Source organism: Monashia sp. HAY1-5C, assembly GCF_056755255.1.
On the sequence record NZ_JBPGXG010000079.1, the window covers coordinates 1 to 21,463 of the forward strand.

The following is a 21,463-nucleotide window of genomic DNA, read 5'->3' on the forward strand; positions in this document are numbered from 1 at the left end:
GCCCCGGCCGTCCCTACCCCGAGCCCGTCCCCTGCCGCCGCGCCGCCCGCAGCCTCGGGCGTGTTCGCGGGTCTGGTGCCCGCGAACACGGCGGAACGGACGCCGCTCATCGCCGCGGCCCTTCTCGCCCTGGCCATGCTCGTCGGGGTCGGTGCCGCCCTGACGCCGACGTTCCAGACCAAGCGCGAAAGGCGCGTCGCAGCGATCGAGACCTACGTCGTGGGCACCGGACTGCCGCTGTCGCCGCAGGAGACGAAGGCCACCCAGAGCACGATCGCGGCGCAGCTGCTCGACATCGGCGACCGCGTCATGAAGGACCGCAAGTCGACGAGCAAGACCATGGCGCTCATCGAGAAGGCCGACCTGCCGTTCCGCGCGGGGGAGTGGCTCATCCTGCGCATCGTGGCGGTCATCGTCGGAGCCGCCGTCGGGATCTTCTTCGCCGGCGAGGCCAAGCTCGTCGGTCTGCTGCTCGGGGCCGTCCTCGGCCTCATCGGGATGCCGGCGTTCCTCCGGTTCGCGGCCAGCCGTCGCGCGACGAAGTTCGAGGCGCAGCTGCCCGGGATCCTGCTCCTCGTCTCGACCAGCCTCCGCAGCGGCTTCGGCCTGCCGCAGGCCCTCGAGGCCGTCGCTCGCGACGCCGCCGAGCCGAGCGGCAAGGAGTTCAGCCGAGCCCTCGCCGAGACGCGCATCGGCACCGACCTGTCCGACGCGCTGGAGCGCGTGGCCAACCGCATGGACAGCGACTCGATGCACTGGACCGTCATGGCGATCCGCATCCAGCGCGAGGTCGGCGGCAACCTTGCCGACACCCTCCGCACGACGGCCAACACGCTGCGCGAGCGCGAGTCCCTCTACCGCCAGGTGAAGACGCTCTCCGCGGAGGGGCGCCTGTCCGCCTACATCCTCATCGCGCTGCCGATCCTCATCTTCTTCTACATGATGAACGTCAACTACGAGTACGTCAGCCTCCTGTGGACCACGACCCTCGGGCTCTTCATGAGCGTCGGTGGGCTCGTCGCCCTCGGTGTCGGCGTCGTGTGGATGCGCAACGTCGTCAACATCGAGGTGTGAGATGAACGTGGACCCCATCTACATCGCGGCAGCCCTCGTCGGCATCGGGCTCATGGTCGCCGTCCTGTCGATGTCCTTCGGCACGAGCGAGCCACGGGGCGTGGCCAAGTCCCTCATGCTCATCGAGAGCAGCGTCACGAGCCGGTCCGTCGTCACGGCCGACCTGGGAGCCAAGGACCGCCTCGTCACACCGGTGTTCGACCGCACCAAGGCCTTGGCGGTCGCCTTGTCGCCCAAGGGAACCGAGGACCGCTACACGTTGCTGCTCGACCGCGCCGGCAACCCGTCCCCCTGGACCGTCGAGCGGATCATGGGTGCCAAGGGCGTCTGCCTGCTGCTCGGTGTCGTGCTCGGCGTCGTGTACGGGAACTTCCAGCTCACCAGTGTCGTATACGGCCTCCTTCTCGGCGCCGTGTTCTTCTTCGTGCCCGACCTCCTGCTCTACAACGCCGGCATGCGCCGCCAGGAGCAGACCGGCAAGAGCCTGGCCGACGCGCTCGACATGCTGACCGTCTGCGTGGAGGCCGGTCAGGGCTTCGACGCGGCGCTCCTCCAGGTGGCGCGCAACGTCGAGGGCCCGATCTCGGGGGAGTTCGCCCGCGTCATCTCCGAGATCCAGATCGGCAAGTCGCGTGGCGAGGCGTTCTCGGCCATGGGCGACCGCGTGACGCTGCCCGAGGTGAAGAACTTCGTGACGGCCCTCGTGCAGGCCGACCGGCTCGGACTTCCCATCGCCGGGGTGCTGCGCGAGCAGACCGCGAACATGCGACTTGTCCGCCGGCAGAAGGCCGAGGAGAAGGCGCAGAAGGTCACCATCAAGATCCTCTTCCCCCTCATGACGTGCATCCTGCCGGCGCTGTTCATCGTCATCATCGGCCCCGGTGCGATCCGCATGGCCAGCGCCTTCGGCTGACCGGGACCGTGGTCGTCTCGCCGGAGGCCCGACGGCTGGAGCGGAGCACCGACTCCGGTCGCCGACGCGTGTCGCCGGTGGCCCGGCTGGGTTGGCTGCTTCCCGGCGCGGTGCTGGCGCTGTTCGCCGTCAAGGCGCTCGGGCCGGTCCGCGACCCGGACACGTTCTGGCACCTTCGGGCCGGTGAGCACCTCCTGCAGACAGGGCAGTTCGTCCTCGACGACCCGTTCGGCGCCGGCGCGGAGCGGCCGTGGATCCTCAACCAGTGGTTGCCCGAGGTGCTCCTCCACGGCGTCGACGCGGCCGTCGGGCTCCCGGGTGTCGCGTGGCTGCTCTGCCTCGGCACGGTCCTCGTCGGGGTGTGCCTGTGGGTCGCCTGCCGGCGCGCGTCGTCGGCGTTGGTGACGGCGCTCGTCCTCGCCGTCGCGTTCGTCGCGATGAGCGGCAGCCTGTCGCCGCGTCCGCAGCTGGTGACGTTCGGGCTCGCCGCGCTGACGGTGGACGCGTGGCTGCGCACGCTGGTCGACGGCCGCGCCCGCTGGTGGCTCGTCCCCGTCACCTGGCTGTGGGCGTGCTCGCACGGGATGTGGTTCGTCGGTCCGGGCCTCGGGCTGCTCGTCCTGCTCGGCGGTCTGCTCGACGGGCGACTCCCTCCTCGCAGTCGGGAGGTCGCGCGCCTGCTCCTGGTGCCCGTGCTGTCGGTGGCCGCGGCGGCCGTCACGCCGGTCGGGCCGCGGCTGTTCGCCTCACCGTTCCAGGTGGCCGACGTGGCTCCGTTCGTCAGCGAGTGGCAGGCGACGTCCCTGGCCGACCCGGGGCTCTGGGCGACGATCGCCCTCGTGGTGCCGGTTGTCGTCACGATGCTGCGTCGGCGCGAGCAGCGTTGGACGGCGGCACTTCTCGTCGCGGTGGCCCTCTACCTTGCCCTCGCGCACGCGCGCACCGTGGCGCTGGCTGCGGTGGTCATCGCGCCGCTGGCCGCCGCGGCCCTGCAGTCACTCCTGCCCCTGCCCGACGCGGTGCCGACCCGGCGCGAGCGCGCCGCGACGGCGGTCCTGCCCGGGCTCGCGCTCCTGCTCACGGCCGTCCTCGCGCCATCCGTCGCGGCCCGCCCGGCTCTCGGCGCACCCGGGCTCGACAGGCCCCTGTCGGCCCTCCCCGCGGGCACCGTCGTGTGCAGCGACGAGACCCTCGGTGGCTGGCTCGAGTGGGCCCACCCGACGCTGCGCCCCACGATGGACACCCGCGTCGAGCTGCGCACCGCCGAGCGCATCCGGGCCTACCACCGCTTCGTCTCCGCGGCCGACGGGTGGGACGCCTACCCGGCCCAGCTGCGCTGCGGCGCAGCGCTGGTCAGCGACGACGCTCCCGTCGTCGGACGCCTCGCCGATGCCGGCTGGTCGGTGGCGGCGCGCGCCGACGGCTACGTGCTCCTGCGGGCGCCACGATGACCGCTCCCGGCACCGGCTCGGCGGCCGAGCGAACCGCCTCCGTGGATGACCCGTCCACGGCGCCGGCAACCGGTCCGGGCACCGACGTGCGAAGGATGGACCTCGGCCGCGTCGTCCGGCTGGCCCTGTGGGTCAGCCTCCCCGCGGCGCTGTGGGTGCTGGCCCTGAGCCGGCTCGGAACCTTCGGCACCGACTCGGCCCACGCCTACTGGGTCGTCTGGCGGGTGTCGCCCTACGGCGTCCCGCCGGGCACGCCGGACGCGTTCAACTACTCTCCGGCCTTCGCGCAGCTCGCCTGGCCGCTGACGCTCCTGCCGTGGGCGGTCTTCCTCGCCGTCTGGTCCGGTCTGCTCACCGCGGCGCTGACGTGGCTCCTGTGGCCGCTGCCGGGGCGCTGGCGCTGGCTCACCCTGCTCTACGTCGTGCCGCCGGCCCTCGTCATCGGCAACATCGAGGCGTTCCTCGCGGTGGCCTGTGTGCTCGGGCTGCGGCGTCGGGGCGCGTGGGCGTGGGCCTTCCCCCTGCTGACGAAGGTGACGCCGGGCCTGGGTCCGGTGTGGTTCGCCGTGCGCCGCGAGTGGCGCGCGCTCGCCGTGAGCGTCGGCGTGACCGCGGCGGTCGTCCTCGCCTCGTACCTGGCCGCCCCCGACCTCTGGGCGCGATGGGCCCGGTTCCTCACCGACGCGCCGACGCCGCCGACGCAGGCCTTCTACCCGCCGCTTCTCGTGCGGCTGCCCGTCGCGGTGGTCCTCACGGCGTGGGCCGCCCGCCGGTCCAGGCCCGCCTGGCTCGCGGTCGCGATGGCCGTGGCGATGCCGCTGTGGTCGAGCGGCGTCCTCATCCTCCTCGCCGCGATCCCGCGCCTGCGCCGAGACGCCGCCTCGCGGGGCGGCGTCTCGGCCTCGCGGCGCGGCACGCCGCCTCGCCAAGGGTGAGGAAGGCCGCGGCGTCAGGCGCTGAGGGAGGCGTCCACGTCCGTGGTGGCATCGACCCGCGCGGCGAGGGTCGCGATGAGCTCGGCGAGCTCGGCGCGACGCTCGTCCGTGACGGTGAGCTCGCCCGTGGGTGAGACGTCCTGGGTGAAGACGAGGCCGGTCGACCCGACGACGTCGGCCTTGACGTGGCCGAGGACCTTGGTCAGGTCGGCGGTGGCGTCGGTCGCGCCGGTCCAGCCGTAGCCGACGAGTCCGACGGGCTTGGCGTGCCACTCGGCGAACAGGTAGTCGACCGCGTTCTTGATCGGCGCCGGGAAGCTGCGGTTGTACTGCGGCGTGACGATGACGACGGCGTCGGCCTCGAAGACCTGCTTGGCCCAGGCCTTGGTGTGCGGCTTGGCGTAGTTGCCGTTCTTCGGCATGTCCTCCTCGTCGAAGAAGGGCAGGGTCGACAGGTCGACGAGCTCGACCTGCCACTCGTCCGTGGGCGCCTGCGCGGCGACCCACTCGGCGACGAGGGGGCCGATGCGGCCGGGACGAGTGCTGGACACGACGACACGAAGCTGCTTCACGCTTCAACGAATACCACGCATCCGGACCTCGGTCCGAATCGCGCTCGCTCCGCGGGCAGCCTCAACCGTCACCGTCTCCAGGTGCATGGCGTCCGTGAATGCGGGCCATGGGCCGCGCCATGGGCTGGATGGGGTGGGCGGCCGTCCGCCGCGCCCGAAGATGGGGGCGGGAACGCAGCCCGAGTCACCGTGCAGGCGGACCCGGTTCGGTGAGGACGCAGACGATGCCGCCATCGGCGGGGCCGATCTCGAGGCGTCCCCCGCCGAGGTGGAAGGCCTGCCAGCCCTCGAGGGCGCGCAGGAAACGGCGCTCCTGCTCCATCGCCTCGGGTGGGCCGGCCTTCCGGGTCATGCCGGTGCCCTCGACCTTGATGAGCTCGTTCTCCGCGACGTACGTGCCCACGATGCGGTTGACGCCGGTGGTCCCGGTGAGCAGGCCGTCCTCGCTGAGGGACAGCCGGGGCTTCGGGTCGGCCGTCGGCACGCCGGCGATCGACGCGACGACCCAGGTGTGCGGCTCCTGCTCCACGCTGCTCATGGCCCGAGTCAACCACGGACGGGCTGCGCCGCCGGGGGCCATGCACAGCATCGTGGGCGACGCTGCCGACCGTGGGGCGGGGGATGACGACGCCGCCCGCCCCACGGGTGCGCGGGACGGGCGGCGTCGAGCCGATGCCAAGGGCCGCCGAGGACGCGGCGGGAGCGGTCAGGCGGAGGAGCCTCCCTCGGACATCCCCGTCTTGATGAGGTCCATGACCGAGCTGTCGGCGAGCGTCGTCACGTCGCCGACCTCGCGCCCCTCGGCGACGTCGCGCAGCAGGCGGCGCATGATCTTGCCGGACCGTGTCTTGGGCAGCTCGCTGACGATCATGATCGAGCGCGGCTTGGCGATGGGGCCGATCTCCTTGGCCACGTGGTTGCGCAGCTCCTTGACGAGGTCGGTGCCCTCACCCGGCTCGTCGGCCTCCTCGATGGCCTCCTGGCGCAGGATGACGAACGCGCAGACGGCCTGGCCGGTGGTGTCGTCGTTGGCCCCGACGACGGCCGCCTCGGCGACCTTGGGGTGCGACACGAGCGCCGACTCGATCTCGGCGGTGGACAGGCGGTGCCCGGACACGTTCATGACGTCGTCGACGCGGCCGAGCAGCCAGATGTTGCCGTCCGCGTCGTACTTCGCGCCGTCGCCGGCGAAGTAGTACTTCTCGCCGAACCGCGACCAGTACGTCTCCTTGTACCGTTCCGGGTCACCCCAGATCCCGCGGAGCATCGAGGGCCACGGCTTGGTGAGCACGAGGTAGCCGACCTGCTCGGGCGTGGTGAACGGCCGGCCCTCGTCGTCGAGGATCTCGGCGCTGACGCCCGGGATCGGCTTCTGCGCGGAGCCCGGCTCCAGCGTCGTGACACCGGGCAGCGGGCTGATCATGATCGCGCCCGTCTCGGTCTGCCACCACGTGTCGACGATGGGGGCGCGGCCGCCGCCGATGTGCTTGTGGTACCAGAGCCAGGCCTCGGGGTTGATCGGCTCGCCGACCGACCCGAGCAGGCGCAGGGAGCTCATGTCGAACTTCGCCGGGATGTCGGTGCCCCACTTCATGAAGGTGCGCACCGCCGTCGGGGCCGTGTAGAGGACGGTCACCTTGTAGGTCTGGATGATCTCCCACCAGCGGCCCTGGTGCGGCGTGTCGGGCGTGCCCTCGTACATGACCTGCGTGGCGCCGTTCGTGAGCGGCCCGTAGACGATGTAGGAGTGGCCGGTGACCCAGCCGATGTCGGCGGTGCACCAGTAGACGTCGGTGTCGGGGTGGACGTCGTGCACGACGGCGTTGGTGTACGCCGTCTGGGTCAGGTAGCCGCCGGTCGTGTGGAAGATGCCCTTCGGCTTCCCGGTGGTGCCCGACGTGTAGAGGATGAAGAGCGGGTGCTCCGCCTCGAACGCCTGTGCCTCGTGGGTCGGGGCGGCCTGCTCGAGCGCCTCGTGCCACCACAGGTCGCGGCCCTCGGTCCAGGCGGTGTCCTGGCCGGTGCGCCGCACGACGAGCACCTTCTGGACCGACGTGTCGCCGTGGTCGAGCGCGGCGTCGACGGCCGGCTTGAGGGCCGACGGTGCGCCGCGGCGGTAGCCACCGTCGGCGGTGATGACGACCTTGGCTCTGGCGTCGTCGATGCGCGAGTGCAGCGCCTCCGCGGAGAAGCCGCCGAAGACGACCGAGTGCGGCGCGCCGAGACGGGCGCACGCGAGCATCGCGACCGCGGCCTCGGGGATCATCGGCAGGTAGATCGCGACGGTGTCGCCCTTGCCGACGCCGAGGTCGGCGAGCGCGTTCGCGGCCCGCTGCACCTCCGCGTGGAGGTCGGCGTAGGTGATGTCCCGTGTGTCGCCGTCCGGCTCGCCGACGAAGTGGATCGCGACCCTGTCGCCGCGCCCGGCCTCGACGTGACGGTCGACGGCGTTGACGCAGGCGTTGAGCTCGCCGTCGGCGAACCACTTCGCGAACGGCGGGTTGCTCCAGTCGAGGGACTGCGTGAAGGGCTTGCTCCACGTGAGGTACGTGCGGGCCTGCTCGGCCCAGAACCCCTCGTGGTCGGCGGCCGCCTTCTCGTAGAGGTCGGCGGTGCCGTTGGCCTGCGCGGCGAACTCGGCCGGGGGTGGGAAGGTCAGTCCCTCGTGGACGAGGTTCTCGAGCGGCTTGTCGCTCACGGTGTCACCCTTTCGCATCGACGGTGGTGCGGTCGCGACGACTCCTGCGGGCGCTGGCGCGCGGACATCGACGGTCGAGCACAACTCAAACGCAGGCTAGTTCGCCCAGCAAGGCCCAGGTGACGGGGGTCTCATCGCTACCGACGAGTAGCACGGCGAGCGGTTGCCGACGCCCGACGAGCGGTCGCACGGTCGGATGAGGGGGTCCGGGGTCACACCTGTGGGACCGCGCTGGGGCAGAGTGGTTCGGTGACCGACGTACGTCCGTTCCGACCGGCCGATGCCGAAGGCGTGGCCCGGCTGTGCCGTGAGCTCGGTTGGCCCTCGTTCTCCGACCCGGACGTGGCGGTCCGTGCCTGCACCGCGCCCGGGGTCGTGGCCTTCGTCGCGGTGGAGCCGGCCGGTGAGGGGGTGCCTGAGCGCGGGGAGCGGGTCGTCGGGTTCGCACAGGCCTTCGGTGACGGCGTCGTGCAGTCCTACCTCGCCCAGCTCGGCGTCGCAGCCTCGCACCGACGCCGTGGCACGGGGCGCAGGCTCGTCGAGGCGGTCTTCGCGGCGTCGGGCACCCGTCGCCTGGATCTCGTCACCGACGACGCGCAGGCGTTCTACCGCTCGTTCGAGCACCGCGAGAAGCCCGGATTCAGGCTCTACCCCGGCGCGGAAGGCGCGACGCCGGTCGACGACCGGATCGCCATCGACACGATGCACGAGGAGCCGCACGGCTCCGACTGACCACTGGCGTCTCGAGCGCGCCGGCATCGTCGGTCTCCGGGCAGCACACCGTCGGTGGAGCACCGAGAAGTGCGCCAGGGCGCGGTTGTCGCGTTGGTTGGGCCGGCCTGGGCGCGAAAAGTGCGCCACGGCGCGGTTGTCGCGTCGGTCGGCCGGTTGAGCCTGCCCGGACGCGGAAAACTGCGCCAGGGCGCGGTTGGCTCGGGGGCTGCGCGGGTCCGAGCATCGAGAAGTGCGCCGTGGCGCGCTGGGTGGGCTGGTGCGCGTCAGTAGGCCATCCCCATGACGGCACGCACCGTGGCCAGGGTGCGTTCGGCCACGGCCTCGGCGCGGGCGTTGCCATCCCGCAGCACGGCAGCGATGTGGCCGGGGTCCCGTTCGAGCTCGACGCGTCGGGCCCGGTGCTGCGCGAGCGACTCGTTGACGGCGTCGGTGACGACCGCCTTGAGCCGCACCGCCCCGCCGTCACCGATGCCCTCGGCCACCGACTCGGGCGACTGACCGAGGAACAGCCCGGCAATGGTCAGCAGGTTCGCGACGGCCGGCCGTCGGTCGGGGTCGTAGGTGATCCGGCGTTCGGAGTCGGTGCGGGCCGCCCGGATCCGCGCGGCGGTCTCGTCGGCCGAGTCCCGCAGGTTGACGACGTTGCCCCTGCTCTTGCTCATCTTCGCGCCATCGGTGCCGAGCAGCAGCGGCACGTCGGACAGCAGCGCCTCCGGCTCGGCGAAGACCGGCTGGCCGCCGGCGTACCGGGCGTTGAAGCGTCGGGCGATGGCGCGGGTCTGCTCGAGGTGGGGCAGCTGGTCGCGGCCGACCGGCACGATTCGACTGTGGCAGAAGAGGATGTCCGCAGCCTGGTGCACCGGGTAGGTGAGCAGCAGCCCCGACAGCGGGCGGCCGTCCGACAGGGTCAGCTCGTCCTTGACGGTCGGGTTGCGCCGCAGCTCGGCGTCGGTGACGAGCGACAGGAAGGGCAGCATCAGCTGGTTGAGGGCCGGCACGGCGCTGTGCGTGAAGATCGTCGTCCGCTCGGGGTCGAGGCCGGCCGCCAGGTAGTCGAGGACCAGGCCGTGGACGTTGTCGCCGATCGCACCGACGGAGTCCCGGTCCGTGATGACCTGGTAGTCGGCGATGACGACGAATGTCTGGACTCCCTTGTCCTGCAGGCGGACCCGGTTGCACAGGCTCGAAAGGTAGTGGCCGATGTGCAACGGGCCCGTGGGCCGGTCGCCGGTCAGCATGCGGAAGCGCGACGGGTGGCTCGACGCGTGATCGTCGATGAGGGCGTCGAGGATGCGGCTGCGCTCGCGGGCGGTCGTGTACGTCGCGTCCTCAGCCGAGCTGACGGGCGTCGACGGGGACGTGGTGTTTCCGGTGCTGGTCGTGGTGGTGGACATCGGTGCTCCTTGGGGTGGGAGCCCACGAGCCGCACTCCGACGCGGTGCGCCTTCTGGCACATGGCAAGAGCCGCCCGTGGGCGGCTCTTGGTGGGTTGGTTCGACAGGCCGCCTCAGCTGGGCAGCCACCACGCGCGGTTGGTCGAACGCATGACCAGAGGGTAGCGCGTGCCGGAGCCGACGAGCCACGGCCGTTCGAGCAGCACGTAGCTGGCCGCGACGACCGGCACGAGGACGAGGAGCGCGGTCGCGCACACGAGCAGCGGGGGCGCGTCGGGCCACGCCACCCGAACCGCCCACACGACCGGCAGGTGCCAGAGGTAGAGGCTGTAGCTGGAGACGCCGACGCCGGACAGCGCGCGGGAGCCCAGGAGGCGGATGGCGACTCCGGCGCGGTCACGTCGGTGGTCGATGACGACGAACGCGACGACGACCGCGGCCGGGAACACGCTGTAGCGGTAGACGACGTGCCCGTTGAGCGAGCTGGGCAGGAGCGTCGCCACGACGAGGAGTGCGACACCGAGGGCGACGACGAGCGGCTCACGGCCCGCGTCCTCGCGGCGTCCGGGCACGGCGTGGTGGAGCGCGAGACCGGCACCGAACAGCATGGCCGACCAGTTGGCCGGGGCGAGGAAGTAGAAGGTGCGGGGCGAAAGCGCGAGCGAGGCGAGGTACAGGACCGCGGCCGTGACGAGGACGAGCGCGCGGAGCCGGGACTCGTCGACACGACGGCGGGCGGCGAGGAGGAGCACGGGCCACGCGAGGTAGAAGACCCACTCCACCGTGAGGCTCCACGTGTGCTGCCACGGCTCGACCGCGATCGGGCCCGTCGCGACGAACGGGGCCGTCGCCTGGACGAGGACGACCGGGGCGACGCGCAGGACGCCGGGCAGGGCTGGTGCGTCGAGAACGGCGAACACGGCTCCGCTGATGACCACCATGCCGACGAGGGCCGGGTAGAGCCGCACCGCGCGGCGCCGGACGAAGGTGGCGTAGGTCGCCCACAAGGGCGCGTCCGCCGTACGGCGCCACAGGCGGCGCGTCACGAGGTAGCCGGACAGCACGAAGAAGACGACGACCCCGGCGTGACCGCCGCCGTCGAAGGCGGACAGCCCGCTGTAGAAGACGAGGTGGACGTGCACGACGGCGAGCGCGGCGAGACCGCGCAGCCCGTCGAGCACTCGCTCGCGGTGCACGGCCGGCGTCGTCGCACTCCCGGTCGTCACGAATGGATTGTCGCGAGGCGTTTGCCCGGCTGTCTCCGCTTCGCACGGAATGTCCAGCGGAAAAGGGCAATTGCGTGGGCGTGGGCTCGCTCACGCGTCGCCGGCTCGGTGCGACGCGTGCTCCTAGGCTGGGGCGGTGCCAGACCCGACCCCCGCCCAGGCTGCCCTGATCGACCGGCTCGGGGCGCTCGTCGACCTGCCCGACGTGCGCGAACGCGCCGAGGGTGCGCGCGAGGCGAGCACCCGGCTGCGGTTCCACGAGGCGCTGCGTCGACGCATTCCCGAGGCCGCCGCCGAGTCGCGGGTCCGGGGCGCACAGGCCAGCGCCGCGCTCGACGGCGCCGACGTCCCCCTCGACGTGGTGCGCGCGTTCATGAGCGGTGCGCGCGACTGGCCGGAGCGCCCGGACGCCGGCCTCTCGACGCTCCGGGGCGCGATCGCCGCGACCGCAGAGAGCGAGCGCGTCGTCGGGCTCGTCAGGACCGCCCCCCTCCAGGCACTGGCTCGCCTGCACGTCGCCGCGGCATCGGCGGTCGTGACGCCGGAGGCGTTGGGTCGGCCGCGCGTCGGTGACGAGTCGTGCACCGAGCTCGTCGACCTCGGCGAGGCCCCGCCGGCGTCGGCGGTCGCGGCGCGGCTGTCCGCCCTGAGCGACGTCATCGTCGCGGCCTCCGGGTCGACGCGCATCCCGGCGGCCGTCACCGCCGCCCTCGTGCACGCCGAGGTGGCGGCCATCCGCCCCTTCGTCCACGGCAACGGCCTCGTGGCGCGCGCCATGGAACGCGCGCTCCTCCAGGCGCTCGGCCTCGACCCGACCGGTGTCGCGGTGCCCGAGGCCGGCCACGCCGCCCAGGGTGGGCCGGCCTACCTGGGCTCCCTCGCCGCCTACGCCTCCGGGGGCGCCCGCGGGGTCGGCCTGTGGCTGGCCCAGGCCGGCACGGCCTACATGGCAGGAGCCGCGGAGGGGGAGCGGATCAGCGACGCGGTCCGCATCGGGCGGCTCAGCCCCGACCTGTGAGGGCGAACCGGGGCAATCGGGGCGTGGGGGGCTGCCCGCACGCCCGTGCGTGCGTGATGTCCACGATGGTGGACAGTTCCGGGCTCCGGCCTCGGCTCGGGTCTGTCGCCACGCCGGGAGCGTGCGGTAGAACGGACGCAGGAACCACATCGCCGGGAGGCGTAGATCCTGGATCCGCGCAGAATCCTTTTCCGAGAAGTACCGAGTACCCACGCGAGAGCAGTTCGCTTGGAACCGTCCACCCCCGGGATCACCACCGGGGCGACACTTGGAAAATTGCACGCCTGGTAGCTCGATACGTCTCCGGAGGCCCCTGACCGTCACGGTCGGGGGCCTCCTCTCGTGCCGGCCTCCGCAGCGTGCCCGATTTGTCCGGGCTCGCAGAACGTGCGAGCATGCGGGGTCGGCTCGTGTCCGTCGTGATTGTCGAGAAATCACAGCGTGTCGTGACAAGTCGGTTTGCAATCGGGTGTTCCGGGGTCCACGATGGTGGGCGGCGCTCCCCTTCGGGGTCGAGCGCTGCGCGATCTGGCTCCTCCCCCCCGGTGCCAGTCTCGTGATGGTGGCCTCCGTCTTCCCCCGGACGGAGGCCACCTGTCTGTTCTGGCTGTTCTGAGCCGCTGCCCACGCGCCGTCCCGCCGCGGTTGTCCACACCCGGTCCGGCCGGCTGGGCCTCGTCCACAGCGGCCGCCTTCGGGCTGGGCCCACCCACCGCGACCGACGACGGTGGACGCATGGGAAACGTCATCGCCGTCCTGTCCGCCTCGGGAGGCGTCGGGGCCTCGTGCCTCGCCGCAGCGCTCGCCGTCCGGGCCGCGGCCGCAGGTCGCTCGGCCGTGGCCGTCGACCTCGACCGCAACTCCGGCCGCCTCGACGTCGTGCTCGGCGTCGAGCAGGAACCGGGCTGGCGCTGGCCGGACCTCGCCGATGTTCGTGGCGTGGTCGACGGTGCGGGTCTCGCCGACCGACTGCCCGTCACGGCGGGAGTCGCCGTGCTGTCGGGCGGTCCACCGTGGGCTCCCGACCCGGACCCCCACGACTGGCTCGACACGGTGCCGGACGTCGTGGCCGGCCTCGCCGACGCGCACGCAGTGACCGTGCTCGACCTCCCTCGTGCGGCCGCGGTCGTGGGGACCGTCGCCCCCCTCGTCGACGCCGTCGTCGTCGTGGTCGGCACGCAGGTGGTCCAGCTGGCTGCGGCCTCGCTCGTCGTCCCCGGCGTCAGGCGGGTGGTCGACGCGGCACGTCGCACGGCGGACGACTGGTCCGGGCCGGTGGTGCCGCCGCTCGAGCCATGGCTGGTCCTTCGCGGTGCCCGTGTCGAGCCCGAGCTCGAGGACCTCGTCACCGACGAGCTCGACGTGCCGGTCGTGGCCGCCGTCGGCGACGACCGGCGGCTCGTGGCAGAGGTGGCCGACGGCCTCCCGCCCGGCGTCCGGGGCCGCGGCGCGCTCGTCCGCGCCGCCGACGAGATCCTGCTGCGGCTCGTGTCGGCCTCGGAGGCGGCATGAGCCTCAGCCCGGCGGTCTGGGACCGGGTCCGGGACGGCGTGGCCCCCGGTCCCGACGCCGTCGCGGCCGTCGCCGCCCAGGAGCAGGGCGCGCTCGGTGCGGAGCGAGTGGCGGCCTCGCGCAGCGCGCTGGGCGCCCGCGTCCTCGGCGCCGGTCCGCTCGACGCGTGGCTGGCCGAGCCCGGGGTCACGGACGTCGCCGTCAACGGCGACGGGTGGGTCTGGGTCGACCGCGGCGCCGGGATGGAGCGTACCACCGAGCACCTGGACCCGGCCGACGCCCGCACCCTGGCGGTGCGGCTCGCGGGGCTGGCGGGGCGGCGCCTGGACGAGGCCAGTCCGTGGGTCGACGGCCAGCTGCCCTCGGGGGCGCGTCTGCACGCGATGCTGCCGCCCCTCGTCGAGGGTGGTGCGCACGTGACCATCCGGGTTCCCCCGTCACGGGCCGTGTCCCTACGGTCGCTCACCTCGCGCGGCATGGTGCCGCCGGCCTGGGAGCAGGTCCTGGGGGCGCTGGTCCGTCGCCGCCTCGCCTTCGTCGTCTCCGGCGGCACCGGCGCCGGCAAGACCACCTTGCTCGCAGCCCTGCTGTCCGCGTGCGACCCGATCGAACGGCTGCTCCTCGTCGAGGACGTCCGCGAGCTGCGCGTCGACCACCCGCACGTCGTGCGCCTCGAGGCACGGCCCGCCAACGTCGAGGGCGTCGGCGAGGTCACGCTGTCGACGCTCGTGCGACAGGCCCTCCGGATGCGGCCCGACCGGATCGTCGTGGGGGAGGTGAGAGGCGCGGAGGTCAGGGACCTGCTCACCGCGCTCAACACCGGCCACGAGGGCGGCTGCGGCACCGTCCACGCCAACGAACCGGCCGACGTCCTTGCCCGGTTCGAGGCTCTCGGGGCACTCGCCGGTCTGTCGCCCTCGGCTGTGCGGTCGCAGGTGGCCGCCGCCCTGGACGTCGTCGTCCACGTCACCCGGTCCGGAGGCGTGCGGCACGTCGCGTCCGTGGCCTTGCTGCGACGCCACGCCCGTGGCGCCCACGTCGAGACCGCCCTCGCCTGGGCCGGGCCGGGGCACGCGCCCGAGCGCGGCGTGGCCTGGCCGCAGCTCGCCGCCCGGCTCGGGCTGGCCGACCCCGGGCCGACCGTCGGGACGCCGCCTGTCCCGAACGCCCGGCGGGACGGAGCGGGGCTTGCCGGAGCACCCGAGGTCGTCTCGGCCACCGGCCGCAGCGGTGCTGCCGATGACGCGGTGGGTGCGGCGTGACCATCACGGAGGGCGAGCAGGTCTGGGGTCTGGCGGGTGCCGGTGCCGCGGGTGTGGCGGCCGGACTCCTCTGCGCCGCGACCGTCCTCGCGTGGCCGCGTCGCAGGTCGGTGCGGGTGACGCGATCGCGCCAGGTCCTCGCGCACGTCGTGGCAGCGGCCGGCGGGGATTCGTCCGCGTCGGAGGCCTCGGAGGCCTCGGCGGACTCGGCTGACTCGGGGACTTCGGCGCGGGCTCGAATCGCCCAGCTGTGGCGCGCCGACCCGGTCGAGGTCCTCCGGGCCTGGCGGCTGCGGCGTCGTCCCGACGACCTGCTCTCCGGAGCGCTCGACTTGCTGTCCGCGATCGGAGCCGGGCTGGAGGCGGGACTGCCGCCCGCCCGAGCCGTCGAGGTGGCGGCCACGACGGTTGTCGGTGCGGACCAGATGGCCGGCGCACTCGGGGCCCCGACCGCCCGACCGCAGGGGACGCGCCCTGTGGCGTCCGCGACCGCGTCCGACCACCGGCTGCTCGACACGCCGACCCGCGGCCGCCGCCCGGCGGTCGCCGGGCTCGCGGCCGACCTCGTCCGTGCCGGTCGTACGGTGCGGCCCGCCTCCACGGTGTGGGCGGACTGGTCCGCGCGGACGAGCTCGGACGAGCTCGCCTTCGTCGCCGCGGCCTGGCAGCTGTCCGAGCGGACCGGCGCGCCGTTGGCGGAAGCAGTGGAGCGTGCCGCGCGTGGACTGCGCGACGTGCGTCGTCGACAGGGTCGGGTCAGCGCCGCGGTGGCGGGGCCTCGGGCGACCGTCACCGTGCTGACCGGCCTGCCCCTGGCCGGACCTCTGCTGGGACTCGCCTGCGGCGTCGACCCGCACGCGCTCTATCTCGGCTCGCCGCTGTCGACCTGGGCCGTCGTCGCGGGTGCCGGCCTCGTGCTGCTCGGCCGGTGGTGGTGCACCCGCATGGTGCGCGCGGTGGTGCGGTCGTGACCACCGCGCCGGCCCTAGCCGCGTCGGTGCCGACGGTGTCAGAGCTGCCGTTGTCGGTGCTGCCGGTGTCGGTGCTGCCGGTGTCGGTGCTGCCGGGGTCGGGCCTGCCGCAGGTGGGCGGGCCCGGCCTGGGCGCCCTGGTCGCGGGCCTCCTCGTGGCGCTCGCGGTGGTCGTCCTGCCTCCCCGCCCGCGCATCGAGGCCACGCACCGACAGGACCGAGCCGCAGTCACCGACGGCGACGACCACGACGTGACGGTGGACCGCGGCGATCCCGGGCCCGGTCAGGTCGCCTCGTCGCTGGCCCTCCTCGCCCTCGGGTACCGCTCCGGACTGCCCACCTGGGACGTCCTCGAGGCCGTCGGTGTCGGGTTGCCGGAGGGGCCTGCGGCGGATCTCCGACAGGTCGCCAACGCATTGCGGTGGGGAGCGACGGACGCCGAAGCCTGGGCGTCCGTCGGGGCCGCGTGGGCGCCGGCAGCCCGGGCCGTCCAGGTGGCCCACCTCGCCGGGGTCCCGCCAGGGCCGTTGCTGCTCGCGGCCGCCGACGACCTGCGCGACGCCGAGCTCGAGCGGGTCGAGGTCGCAGCGGGCCGGGTCGGCGTCCGCCTGGTGGCCCCACTCGGCCTCGTCCTGCTGCCGGCGTTCTGCCTCACCACCGTCGTGCCGCTCGTCGTCGCGCTCGCGCGCGACCTGGTGTCGTCCTGAGGCCCACCTACCAGCCGCGCAGCAGCGCGGCCCAGAGAAAGGAACATCCATGTCCCACAGCCTGATCCGGGCCTTTCGACGCGCGACGGCGACTGCAAGGTCGGCTCGCCACGACGTCGGGATGACGACCGCCGAGTACGCCGTCGGCATCATGGCCGCCTGCACCTTCGCGTTGGTCCTGCTCGGTGTCGTCAAGTCCGACGCGGTGCGCTCGGCGCTCGCGGGCATCGTCCAGAACGCCCTCGGGATCGCCGGGTGACGCCGCCCGACGGCCGCGCGTCGGCAGCTGCGCGTCGTCCGGCGCAGCCCACGGCGGCCGCGCCCACCAGCCGGTGCGGTCGTCGGGACGCGGGGATGGTGACGGCCGAGCTGGCCGTCGCCGTTCCTGCCGTCGTCCTCGTCCTGGCGCTCTGCCTGGCGGCGGTGCGGGCGGGGGTCGACCAGGTGCGCTGCGTCGACGCTGCACGGATCGCTGCCCGCGCGGCCGCGCGTGGTGACCCCGTGGACCGGGTCACGAGTCTCGCGCTCTCCGCGGCACCGGCCGGAGCAAGGGTCTCGGTCCATGCCGCACCGCTGGGTGTCGCCGTCACCGTGAGGGCCGATGCCGGCGGCTGGGCGGGTCTGCCGAGCTGGACGCTGCAGGCCGTCGCCGTGACGCCGACAGAATCCGCGACGGGGACCTCGCCGTGAGCCGCCTGCGACGCCGCCTCCCGCTGCACGGTCTGCGCCACCGCGCCCTCGCGGGTCCTGGTCCCGGCTCGCGCGATCGAGGCTCCTCGAGCGTCCTCGTGCTCGGCGCGGTCGGCGTCCTGCTTGCCGTCGGCGTGGCGGCACTCGTCCTCGCCGTCGTCGCGGTGGCCGGGCAGCGTGCTCGGCTCGCGGCCGACCTTGCGGCCATCGCGGGCGCGAGCCGACAGCGCACCACCGGCGCTCAGGCGTGCGCCCTGGCCGCATCGGTCGCGCACGCGAACGGGGCACGGCTCGACCGCTGCCTCCTGGAGGGCCCCGACGTCGAGGTCTCCGTCAGCGTCACGGTGCCGGTGTGGCCGGATCCCGCCCGTGCGCGATCCCGAGCCGGTCCGGCACGAGCCACCTGAGCCACGGGTCAGCGCCCAGCGTGACGCGAGGCGGCGACACACCGACCGAGACCACCGCCCAGGCGGTCGTCGTGACGACCGACAGCGGGCCGGGCGAAGGCACTCAGCGGTTGCGCCAGGCATCCGGGGCGGTGAGCAGTCGTTGCACCGGGTCGGGCAGCTCCCCGGTCCGCAGCGACTCGAGCGACGTGCCGTCGAGGACCTCGCGCAGGCTGGCCCGGACGGCGACCCACAGGCTCGGCAGGTGCGTCGCGACGCCGTGGTACTCCGTCTCGTGCGGTCGCAGGCCACGCACCTCGGCGAGCGGCCCGTCGACGGCACGGAACACGTCGCCGATGCTGATGTCGTCGCTGGAGCGTCCGAGCACGTAGCCCCCGCGGGCACCTCGCCGGCTCAGGACGAGACCGGCCCGTCGCAGGTCCGCGAAGATGGCTTCGAGGAACTTGCGCGGCAGGTCCTGGCGGGTGGCCAGCGAGTCGATGCTGACCGGCCCGGAGCCCTGGGCCTCCGCGTCGCTGAGGATGAGCATCGCCCTGACGGCGTAGTCGACCCGGGCAGAGATGTCCACCGGCACAGTGTGCCGCAGCGGCGCTGCCGACCGCCGGACGCCCGAGGCGACGGGCCGCGCGATGCCCGCGGCGTCCGGCGTCCGGCGTCCACGCGTCCGCGGTCCCGACGTGCCGGCGCGCCTGCGCGCGGAGCCGCGAGACGGCTCTCGAACCGCCTCAGATCGCGAGCGCCGGGTCGATCTCGACGACGCTGGAGCGTTGCGCCGCGCGCGCGAAGACCCGCTCGCCCGGCTCGAGCGCCAGCTCACCGGCGTCCCGTCGTGTCAGCTGCGCGGCGAACCGCTCGCCGGACTCGGCACGCAGGTCGACGCGCACCTCGAACCCGAGCGGTACGACGCGCTCGACGACCGCCGCGACGATGCCGGGGGACCCGCTCACGGCGTCGTCGAGGGCGAGGGCCACCGCACGGTCGCGCTCGAGCGCGATGTCGTGGGGCCGGACGAGCTGCCCGCCGAGGTGGGCGACGGAGCCGAGGAACCCCATGACGAAGTCGTTGGCCGGACGTTCGTACAGCGTCACCGGGTCGCCCACCTGCTCGATCCGCCCGTGGTTGAGCACGGCGATCCGGTCGGCGACGTCGAGCGCCTCCTCCTGGTCGTGCGTCACGAGGACGGTCGTCACGTGGACCTCGTCGTGCAGCCGCCGCAGCCACGTGCGCAGGTCGGCGCGCACCTTGGCGTCGAGGGCGCCGAACGGCTCGTCGAGCAGGAGCACCTCGGGGTCGACGGCCAGCGCCCGGGCCAGGGCCATCCGCTGGCGCTGCCCTCCGGACAGCTGGGCCGGGTACCGGTCACGGAACCCCTCGAGGCCGACGATCTCGAGCAGCTCGCCGACGCGCCGGTCGATGTCGGCCTTGGCGCGCTTGCGGATCGACAGCCCGAAGGCGACGTTGTCCCGGACGGTCATGTGCTTGAACGCCGCGTAGTGCTGGAAGACGAACCCGATGCCGCGTCGCTGCGGCGGCTGGTGCGTCACGTCGCGACCGGCGATCGTCACGACCCCGCCGTCGAGGTCCTCGAGGCCGGCGATCGAGCGCAGCAGCGTCGACTTGCCCGAGCCGCTCGGACCGAGCAGGGCGGTCAGCGACCCGCTCGGGATCTCGATGCTGACGTCGTCGAGCGCGAGGAACGAGCCGTAGCTCTTGCGGGCGTCGGTCACGGTGATCATCGGGTGCTCCTCTTGCGGTCGAGCAGGGTCATGAGCAGGAGCACGACGAGCGCCATGCCCATGAGGAGGGTCGCGGCGGCGTAGGCGCCGTAGGTGTTGTGGTCGTCGATGTAGCGCGCGTGGACGAGCAGCGTCAGGGTCTGCGAGACGCCGGCGAAGCCGGAGGACACCATGATGACGGCGCCGAACTCGCCGAGGGCCCGCGCCACCGTGAGGACGATGCCGTACGTCAGGCCCCAGCGGATGGCCGGCAGCGTGATGCGCCAGAACGTCTGCCAGCGGTTGGCACCGAGCGTGGCCGCCGCCTGCTCCTGGTCCTGGCCGATCTCGTGGAGCACCGGCTCGACCTCGCGCACGACGAACGGCAGCGTCACGAAGAGCGTCGCGAGCACCATGCCGGGCAGGCCGAAGATGACCCGCAGACCCGCACGGTCGAGCGCACCGAACCAGCCGTCGACGCCCCACAGCATGATGAGCGCGACACCGACGACGATCGGCGACACGGCGAACGGCAGGTCGACGACCGCCTGGAGCAGGCCGCGACCCCGGAAGCGGCCGCGCACGAGCGCGAGCGCGGTCGCGACGCCGAAGACGACGTTCATCGGCACGACGATGGCGACGATGAGGACCGAGAGGTTGAACGCCGAGATCGCCGCCGGCGTCGTCACCGACGCCCAGAACGCGGCGACGCCGGGGGAGAACGTGCGCCAGAGGATGACGCCGACCGGGACGGCGAGCAGCGCGAACAGGTAGGCCAGCGCGACGACGCGCAGCGTGATCCGGGACCGGGTGGACAGCCTCATGCCGCTCGCTCCTCACGTCGCTGGGCGCGCGTCGAGAGCACCCGCAGGACGAGCAGCGTCAGGAACGCGATGGTGAGCAGCGCCACCGAGACCGCGGCCGCGTTGAGCGGGCGGTCGACCTCGATCTGCTGCTGGATGTACTGGGAGGCCACCTGGGTCTCCCGCGGGATGTCGCCGCCGATGAGCACCACCGAGCCGTACTCGCCGATGGACCGGGCGAACGCGAGCCCGGCGCCGCTCAGCACGGCCGGTGCCAGGGTCGGCAGGACGACGCGTCGGAACGTCGTCCAGCTCGAGGCGCCAAGCGAGGCGGCCGCCTCCTCGACCTCGCGGTCGGCCTCGATGAGCACCGGCTGCACCGACCGGACGACGAACGGGAGCGTCACGAACAGCAGCGCGACGGCCAGGCCCCAGCGGGTGGCGTTGAGGTGGATGCCGACCGGGCTGTTCGGGCCGTACAGCGACAGCAGCACGATGCTCGCCACGATGGTGGGCAGCGCGAACGGCAGGTCGATGAGGGCGTTGACGACGCGCTTGCCGGGGAACTCGTCGCGCACGAGCACCCACGCGACGAGCGTGCCGAACCCGGCGTTGACGACCGCGACGCCGGCCGACACGAGAACCGTGACCCAGAGCGAGGCGAGGGCCGCGGGCGCCGTCACGGCCTCCCAGAAACCGGACCAGCCCTCACCGAAGGAGGCGACGGTCAGGGCGGCGAGCGGCAGCAGGACGATGAGGCTGAGCCACAGCGTCACGACGCCGACGCCGAGCGGTCGGCCGAGCCGGCGCCGGAGCCCCGCGGCGGGCCCGGCGTCGGGGGACCGACCACCGGACGCGCCGGGGGCGGGAGCCGCCGTAGCGACTCCCGCCTCGCGGGTCCCGTCGGACCGGGCGATCGCCTCGGCCGTCACTTCGTCGCCTCGTCGTAGATGGTGGCGATCGCGCCGACGTCCTTCTTGAACAGGGTGCCGTCGACGCTCTTCCAGCCGCCGAGGTCGGCGATGGTCCACAGCTTGGCGGGCGCGGGGAACGTCGAGGCGAACTCCTTCGCGACGGTCGGGTCGACCGGGCGGAACCCGGCACCGGCGAGGAGCTTCTGGGCCTCCGGCGTGTAGAGGTAGTCGTCGAAGGCCTGCGCGACCGCCTTGTTCGGGCTGTTCTTCAGCACGGCGGCCGGGTTCTCGATCTTGAAGGTCTGCGGCGGTGTCACGTGCTCGACGGACTCGCCGTTCTTCTCGATGAAGAGCGCCTCGTTCTCGTAGCTGAGCAGCGCGTCACCGCTGCCCTGCAGGAACGCCTCGGTGGCCTCACGGCCCGACTTCGGCTGGATCTTCACGTGGTCGGTGACGAGGCTGCGGA

The 21,463-nt window shown here is 73.3% G+C and carries 23 protein-coding genes; 13 read left to right on the plus strand and 10 right to left on the minus strand.

Going from position 1 to position 21,463, the window contains the following annotated elements; all coding sequences use genetic code 11:
- From ACR9ZK_RS13020 to ACR9ZK_RS13035, 4 genes are all read left to right on the plus strand, one after another.
- On the plus strand, nt 1-1,074 hold a 1,074-nt coding region (locus ACR9ZK_RS13020), incomplete at its 5' end, for a type II secretion system F family protein (protein ID WP_481342354.1).
- 1 nt (nt 1,075) lies between these two features.
- On the plus strand, nt 1,076-1,987 hold the full coding sequence (locus ACR9ZK_RS13025) for a type II secretion system F family protein (protein WP_481342355.1): 912 nt from the start codon (nt 1,076-1,078) through the stop codon (nt 1,985-1,987).
- 8 nt (nt 1,988-1,995) lie between these two features.
- Nucleotides 1,996-3,438 (plus strand): hypothetical protein, encoded by a 1,443-nt coding sequence (locus tag ACR9ZK_RS13030; protein WP_481342356.1) that lies wholly within the window; start codon nt 1,996-1,998, stop codon nt 3,436-3,438.
- Nucleotides 3,439-3,533: 95 nt separating this feature from the next.
- Entirely contained in the window at nt 3,534-4,373 is an 840-nt protein-coding gene (locus ACR9ZK_RS13035) for a glycosyltransferase family 87 protein (protein ID WP_481342357.1), read from the plus strand.
- A gap of 14 nt (nt 4,374-4,387) precedes the next feature.
- Here ACR9ZK_RS13035 and ACR9ZK_RS13040 read toward each other — a convergent pair whose 3' ends face one another.
- The 3 genes from ACR9ZK_RS13040 to acs all read right to left on the minus strand — a co-directional run bounded on the left by ACR9ZK_RS13040 (nt 4,388) and on the right by acs (nt 7,661).
- A complete protein-coding gene (locus ACR9ZK_RS13040; protein WP_481342358.1) occupies nt 4,388-4,945 on the minus strand; it encodes an NADPH-dependent FMN reductase in 558 nt (185 codons plus the stop codon).
- A gap of 184 nt (nt 4,946-5,129) precedes the next feature.
- Nucleotides 5,130-5,483 carry an META domain-containing protein gene (locus ACR9ZK_RS13045; RefSeq protein WP_481342359.1) on the minus strand — a complete coding sequence of 118 codons (354 nt, stop codon included), beginning with the start codon at nt 5,481-5,483 and terminating at the stop codon, nt 5,130-5,132.
- Nucleotides 5,484-5,651: 168 nt separating this feature from the next.
- On the minus strand, nt 5,652-7,661 hold the full coding sequence (gene acs / locus ACR9ZK_RS13050; protein ID WP_481342360.1) for an acetate--CoA ligase: 2,010 nt from the start codon (nt 7,659-7,661) through the stop codon (nt 5,652-5,654).
- Nucleotides 7,662-7,892: 231 nt separating this feature from the next.
- On the opposite strand from acs, the gene ACR9ZK_RS13055 reads away from it, so the two are divergent.
- The gene (locus ACR9ZK_RS13055) at nt 7,893-8,375 is read left to right on the plus strand and encodes an N-acetyltransferase family protein (RefSeq protein WP_481342361.1); all 483 of its coding nucleotides are present in this window, start codon (nt 7,893-7,895) and stop codon (nt 8,373-8,375) included.
- 266 nt (nt 8,376-8,641) lie between these two features.
- On the opposite strand, the gene trpS is transcribed toward ACR9ZK_RS13055, so the two are convergent.
- Together trpS and ACR9ZK_RS13065 are read right to left on the minus strand one after the other, a co-directional pair.
- Entirely contained in the window at nt 8,642-9,772 is a 1,131-nt protein-coding gene (trpS, locus tag ACR9ZK_RS13060; protein WP_481342362.1) for a tryptophan--tRNA ligase, read from the minus strand.
- A 113-nt stretch (nt 9,773-9,885) separates the two neighbouring features.
- Nucleotides 9,886-10,998, minus strand: coding sequence for an acyltransferase family protein (locus tag ACR9ZK_RS13065; protein ID WP_481342363.1), 1,113 nt, complete (start codon nt 10,996-10,998; stop codon nt 9,886-9,888).
- A gap of 136 nt (nt 10,999-11,134) precedes the next feature.
- Here ACR9ZK_RS13065 and ACR9ZK_RS13070 point away from each other — a divergent pair, with 136 nt between their 5' ends.
- The 8 genes from ACR9ZK_RS13070 to ACR9ZK_RS13105 all read left to right on the plus strand — a co-directional run bounded on the left by ACR9ZK_RS13070 (nt 11,135) and on the right by ACR9ZK_RS13105 (nt 17,565).
- Nucleotides 11,135-12,016 (plus strand): Fic family protein, encoded by an 882-nt coding sequence (locus ACR9ZK_RS13070; RefSeq protein ID WP_481342364.1) that lies wholly within the window; start codon nt 11,135-11,137, stop codon nt 12,014-12,016.
- A 735-nt stretch (nt 12,017-12,751) separates the two neighbouring features.
- Complete coding sequence (locus tag ACR9ZK_RS13075) at nt 12,752-13,528, plus strand: CpaE-like family protein (RefSeq protein WP_481342365.1); 777 nt, start codon at nt 12,752-12,754, stop codon at nt 13,526-13,528.
- Complete coding sequence (locus ACR9ZK_RS13080; RefSeq protein WP_481342366.1) at nt 13,525-14,790, plus strand: TadA family conjugal transfer-associated ATPase; 1,266 nt, start codon at nt 13,525-13,527, stop codon at nt 14,788-14,790. Before ACR9ZK_RS13075 ends, ACR9ZK_RS13080 begins: the two co-directional genes overlap by 4 nt.
- Entirely contained in the window at nt 14,787-15,761 is a 975-nt protein-coding gene (locus tag ACR9ZK_RS13085; RefSeq protein ID WP_481342367.1) for a type II secretion system F family protein, read from the plus strand. Before ACR9ZK_RS13080 ends, ACR9ZK_RS13085 begins: the two co-directional genes overlap by 4 nt.
- Nucleotides 15,758-16,468 (plus strand): type II secretion system F family protein, encoded by a 711-nt coding sequence (locus ACR9ZK_RS13090; RefSeq protein ID WP_481342368.1) that lies wholly within the window; start codon nt 15,758-15,760, stop codon nt 16,466-16,468. Before ACR9ZK_RS13085 ends, ACR9ZK_RS13090 begins: the two co-directional genes overlap by 4 nt.
- Nucleotides 16,469-16,517: 49 nt before the next feature.
- Complete coding sequence (locus ACR9ZK_RS13095) at nt 16,518-16,727, plus strand: DUF4244 domain-containing protein (protein WP_481342369.1); 210 nt, start codon at nt 16,518-16,520, stop codon at nt 16,725-16,727.
- Nucleotides 16,724-17,158, plus strand: coding sequence for a TadE family type IV pilus minor pilin (locus ACR9ZK_RS13100; RefSeq protein WP_481342370.1), 435 nt, complete (start codon nt 16,724-16,726; stop codon nt 17,156-17,158). The genes ACR9ZK_RS13095 and ACR9ZK_RS13100 overlap by 4 nt, the downstream gene beginning before the upstream one ends.
- The gene (locus tag ACR9ZK_RS13105) at nt 17,155-17,565 is read left to right on the plus strand and encodes an Rv3654c family TadE-like protein (protein WP_481342372.1); all 411 of its coding nucleotides are present in this window, start codon (nt 17,155-17,157) and stop codon (nt 17,563-17,565) included. Before ACR9ZK_RS13100 ends, ACR9ZK_RS13105 begins: the two co-directional genes overlap by 4 nt.
- Nucleotides 17,566-17,668: 103 nt before the next feature.
- On the opposite strand, the gene ACR9ZK_RS13110 is transcribed toward ACR9ZK_RS13105, so the two are convergent.
- The 5 genes from ACR9ZK_RS13110 to ACR9ZK_RS13130 form a co-directional block, all read right to left on the minus strand.
- Nucleotides 17,669-18,133, minus strand: coding sequence for an RrF2 family transcriptional regulator (locus tag ACR9ZK_RS13110; protein ID WP_481342373.1), 465 nt, complete (start codon nt 18,131-18,133; stop codon nt 17,669-17,671).
- A gap of 157 nt (nt 18,134-18,290) precedes the next feature.
- Nucleotides 18,291-19,301: a sulfate/molybdate ABC transporter ATP-binding protein gene (locus ACR9ZK_RS13115; RefSeq protein ID WP_481342374.1), complete on the minus strand. Its 1,011-nt coding sequence runs from the start codon at nt 19,299-19,301 to the stop codon at nt 18,291-18,293.
- Nucleotides 19,298-20,104 (minus strand): sulfate ABC transporter permease subunit CysW, encoded by an 807-nt coding sequence (cysW, locus tag ACR9ZK_RS13120; RefSeq protein ID WP_481342375.1) that lies wholly within the window; start codon nt 20,102-20,104, stop codon nt 19,298-19,300. Before cysW ends, ACR9ZK_RS13115 begins: the two co-directional genes overlap by 4 nt.
- Nucleotides 20,101-21,015 (minus strand): sulfate ABC transporter permease subunit CysT, encoded by a 915-nt coding sequence (gene cysT / locus ACR9ZK_RS13125; RefSeq protein ID WP_481342376.1) that lies wholly within the window; start codon nt 21,013-21,015, stop codon nt 20,101-20,103. Before cysT ends, cysW begins: the two co-directional genes overlap by 4 nt.
- A partial coding sequence (locus ACR9ZK_RS13130; RefSeq protein WP_481342377.1) for an extracellular solute-binding protein occupies nt 21,012-21,463 on the minus strand: 452 nt, incomplete at its 5' end. The genes cysT and ACR9ZK_RS13130, both read right to left, overlap by 4 nt.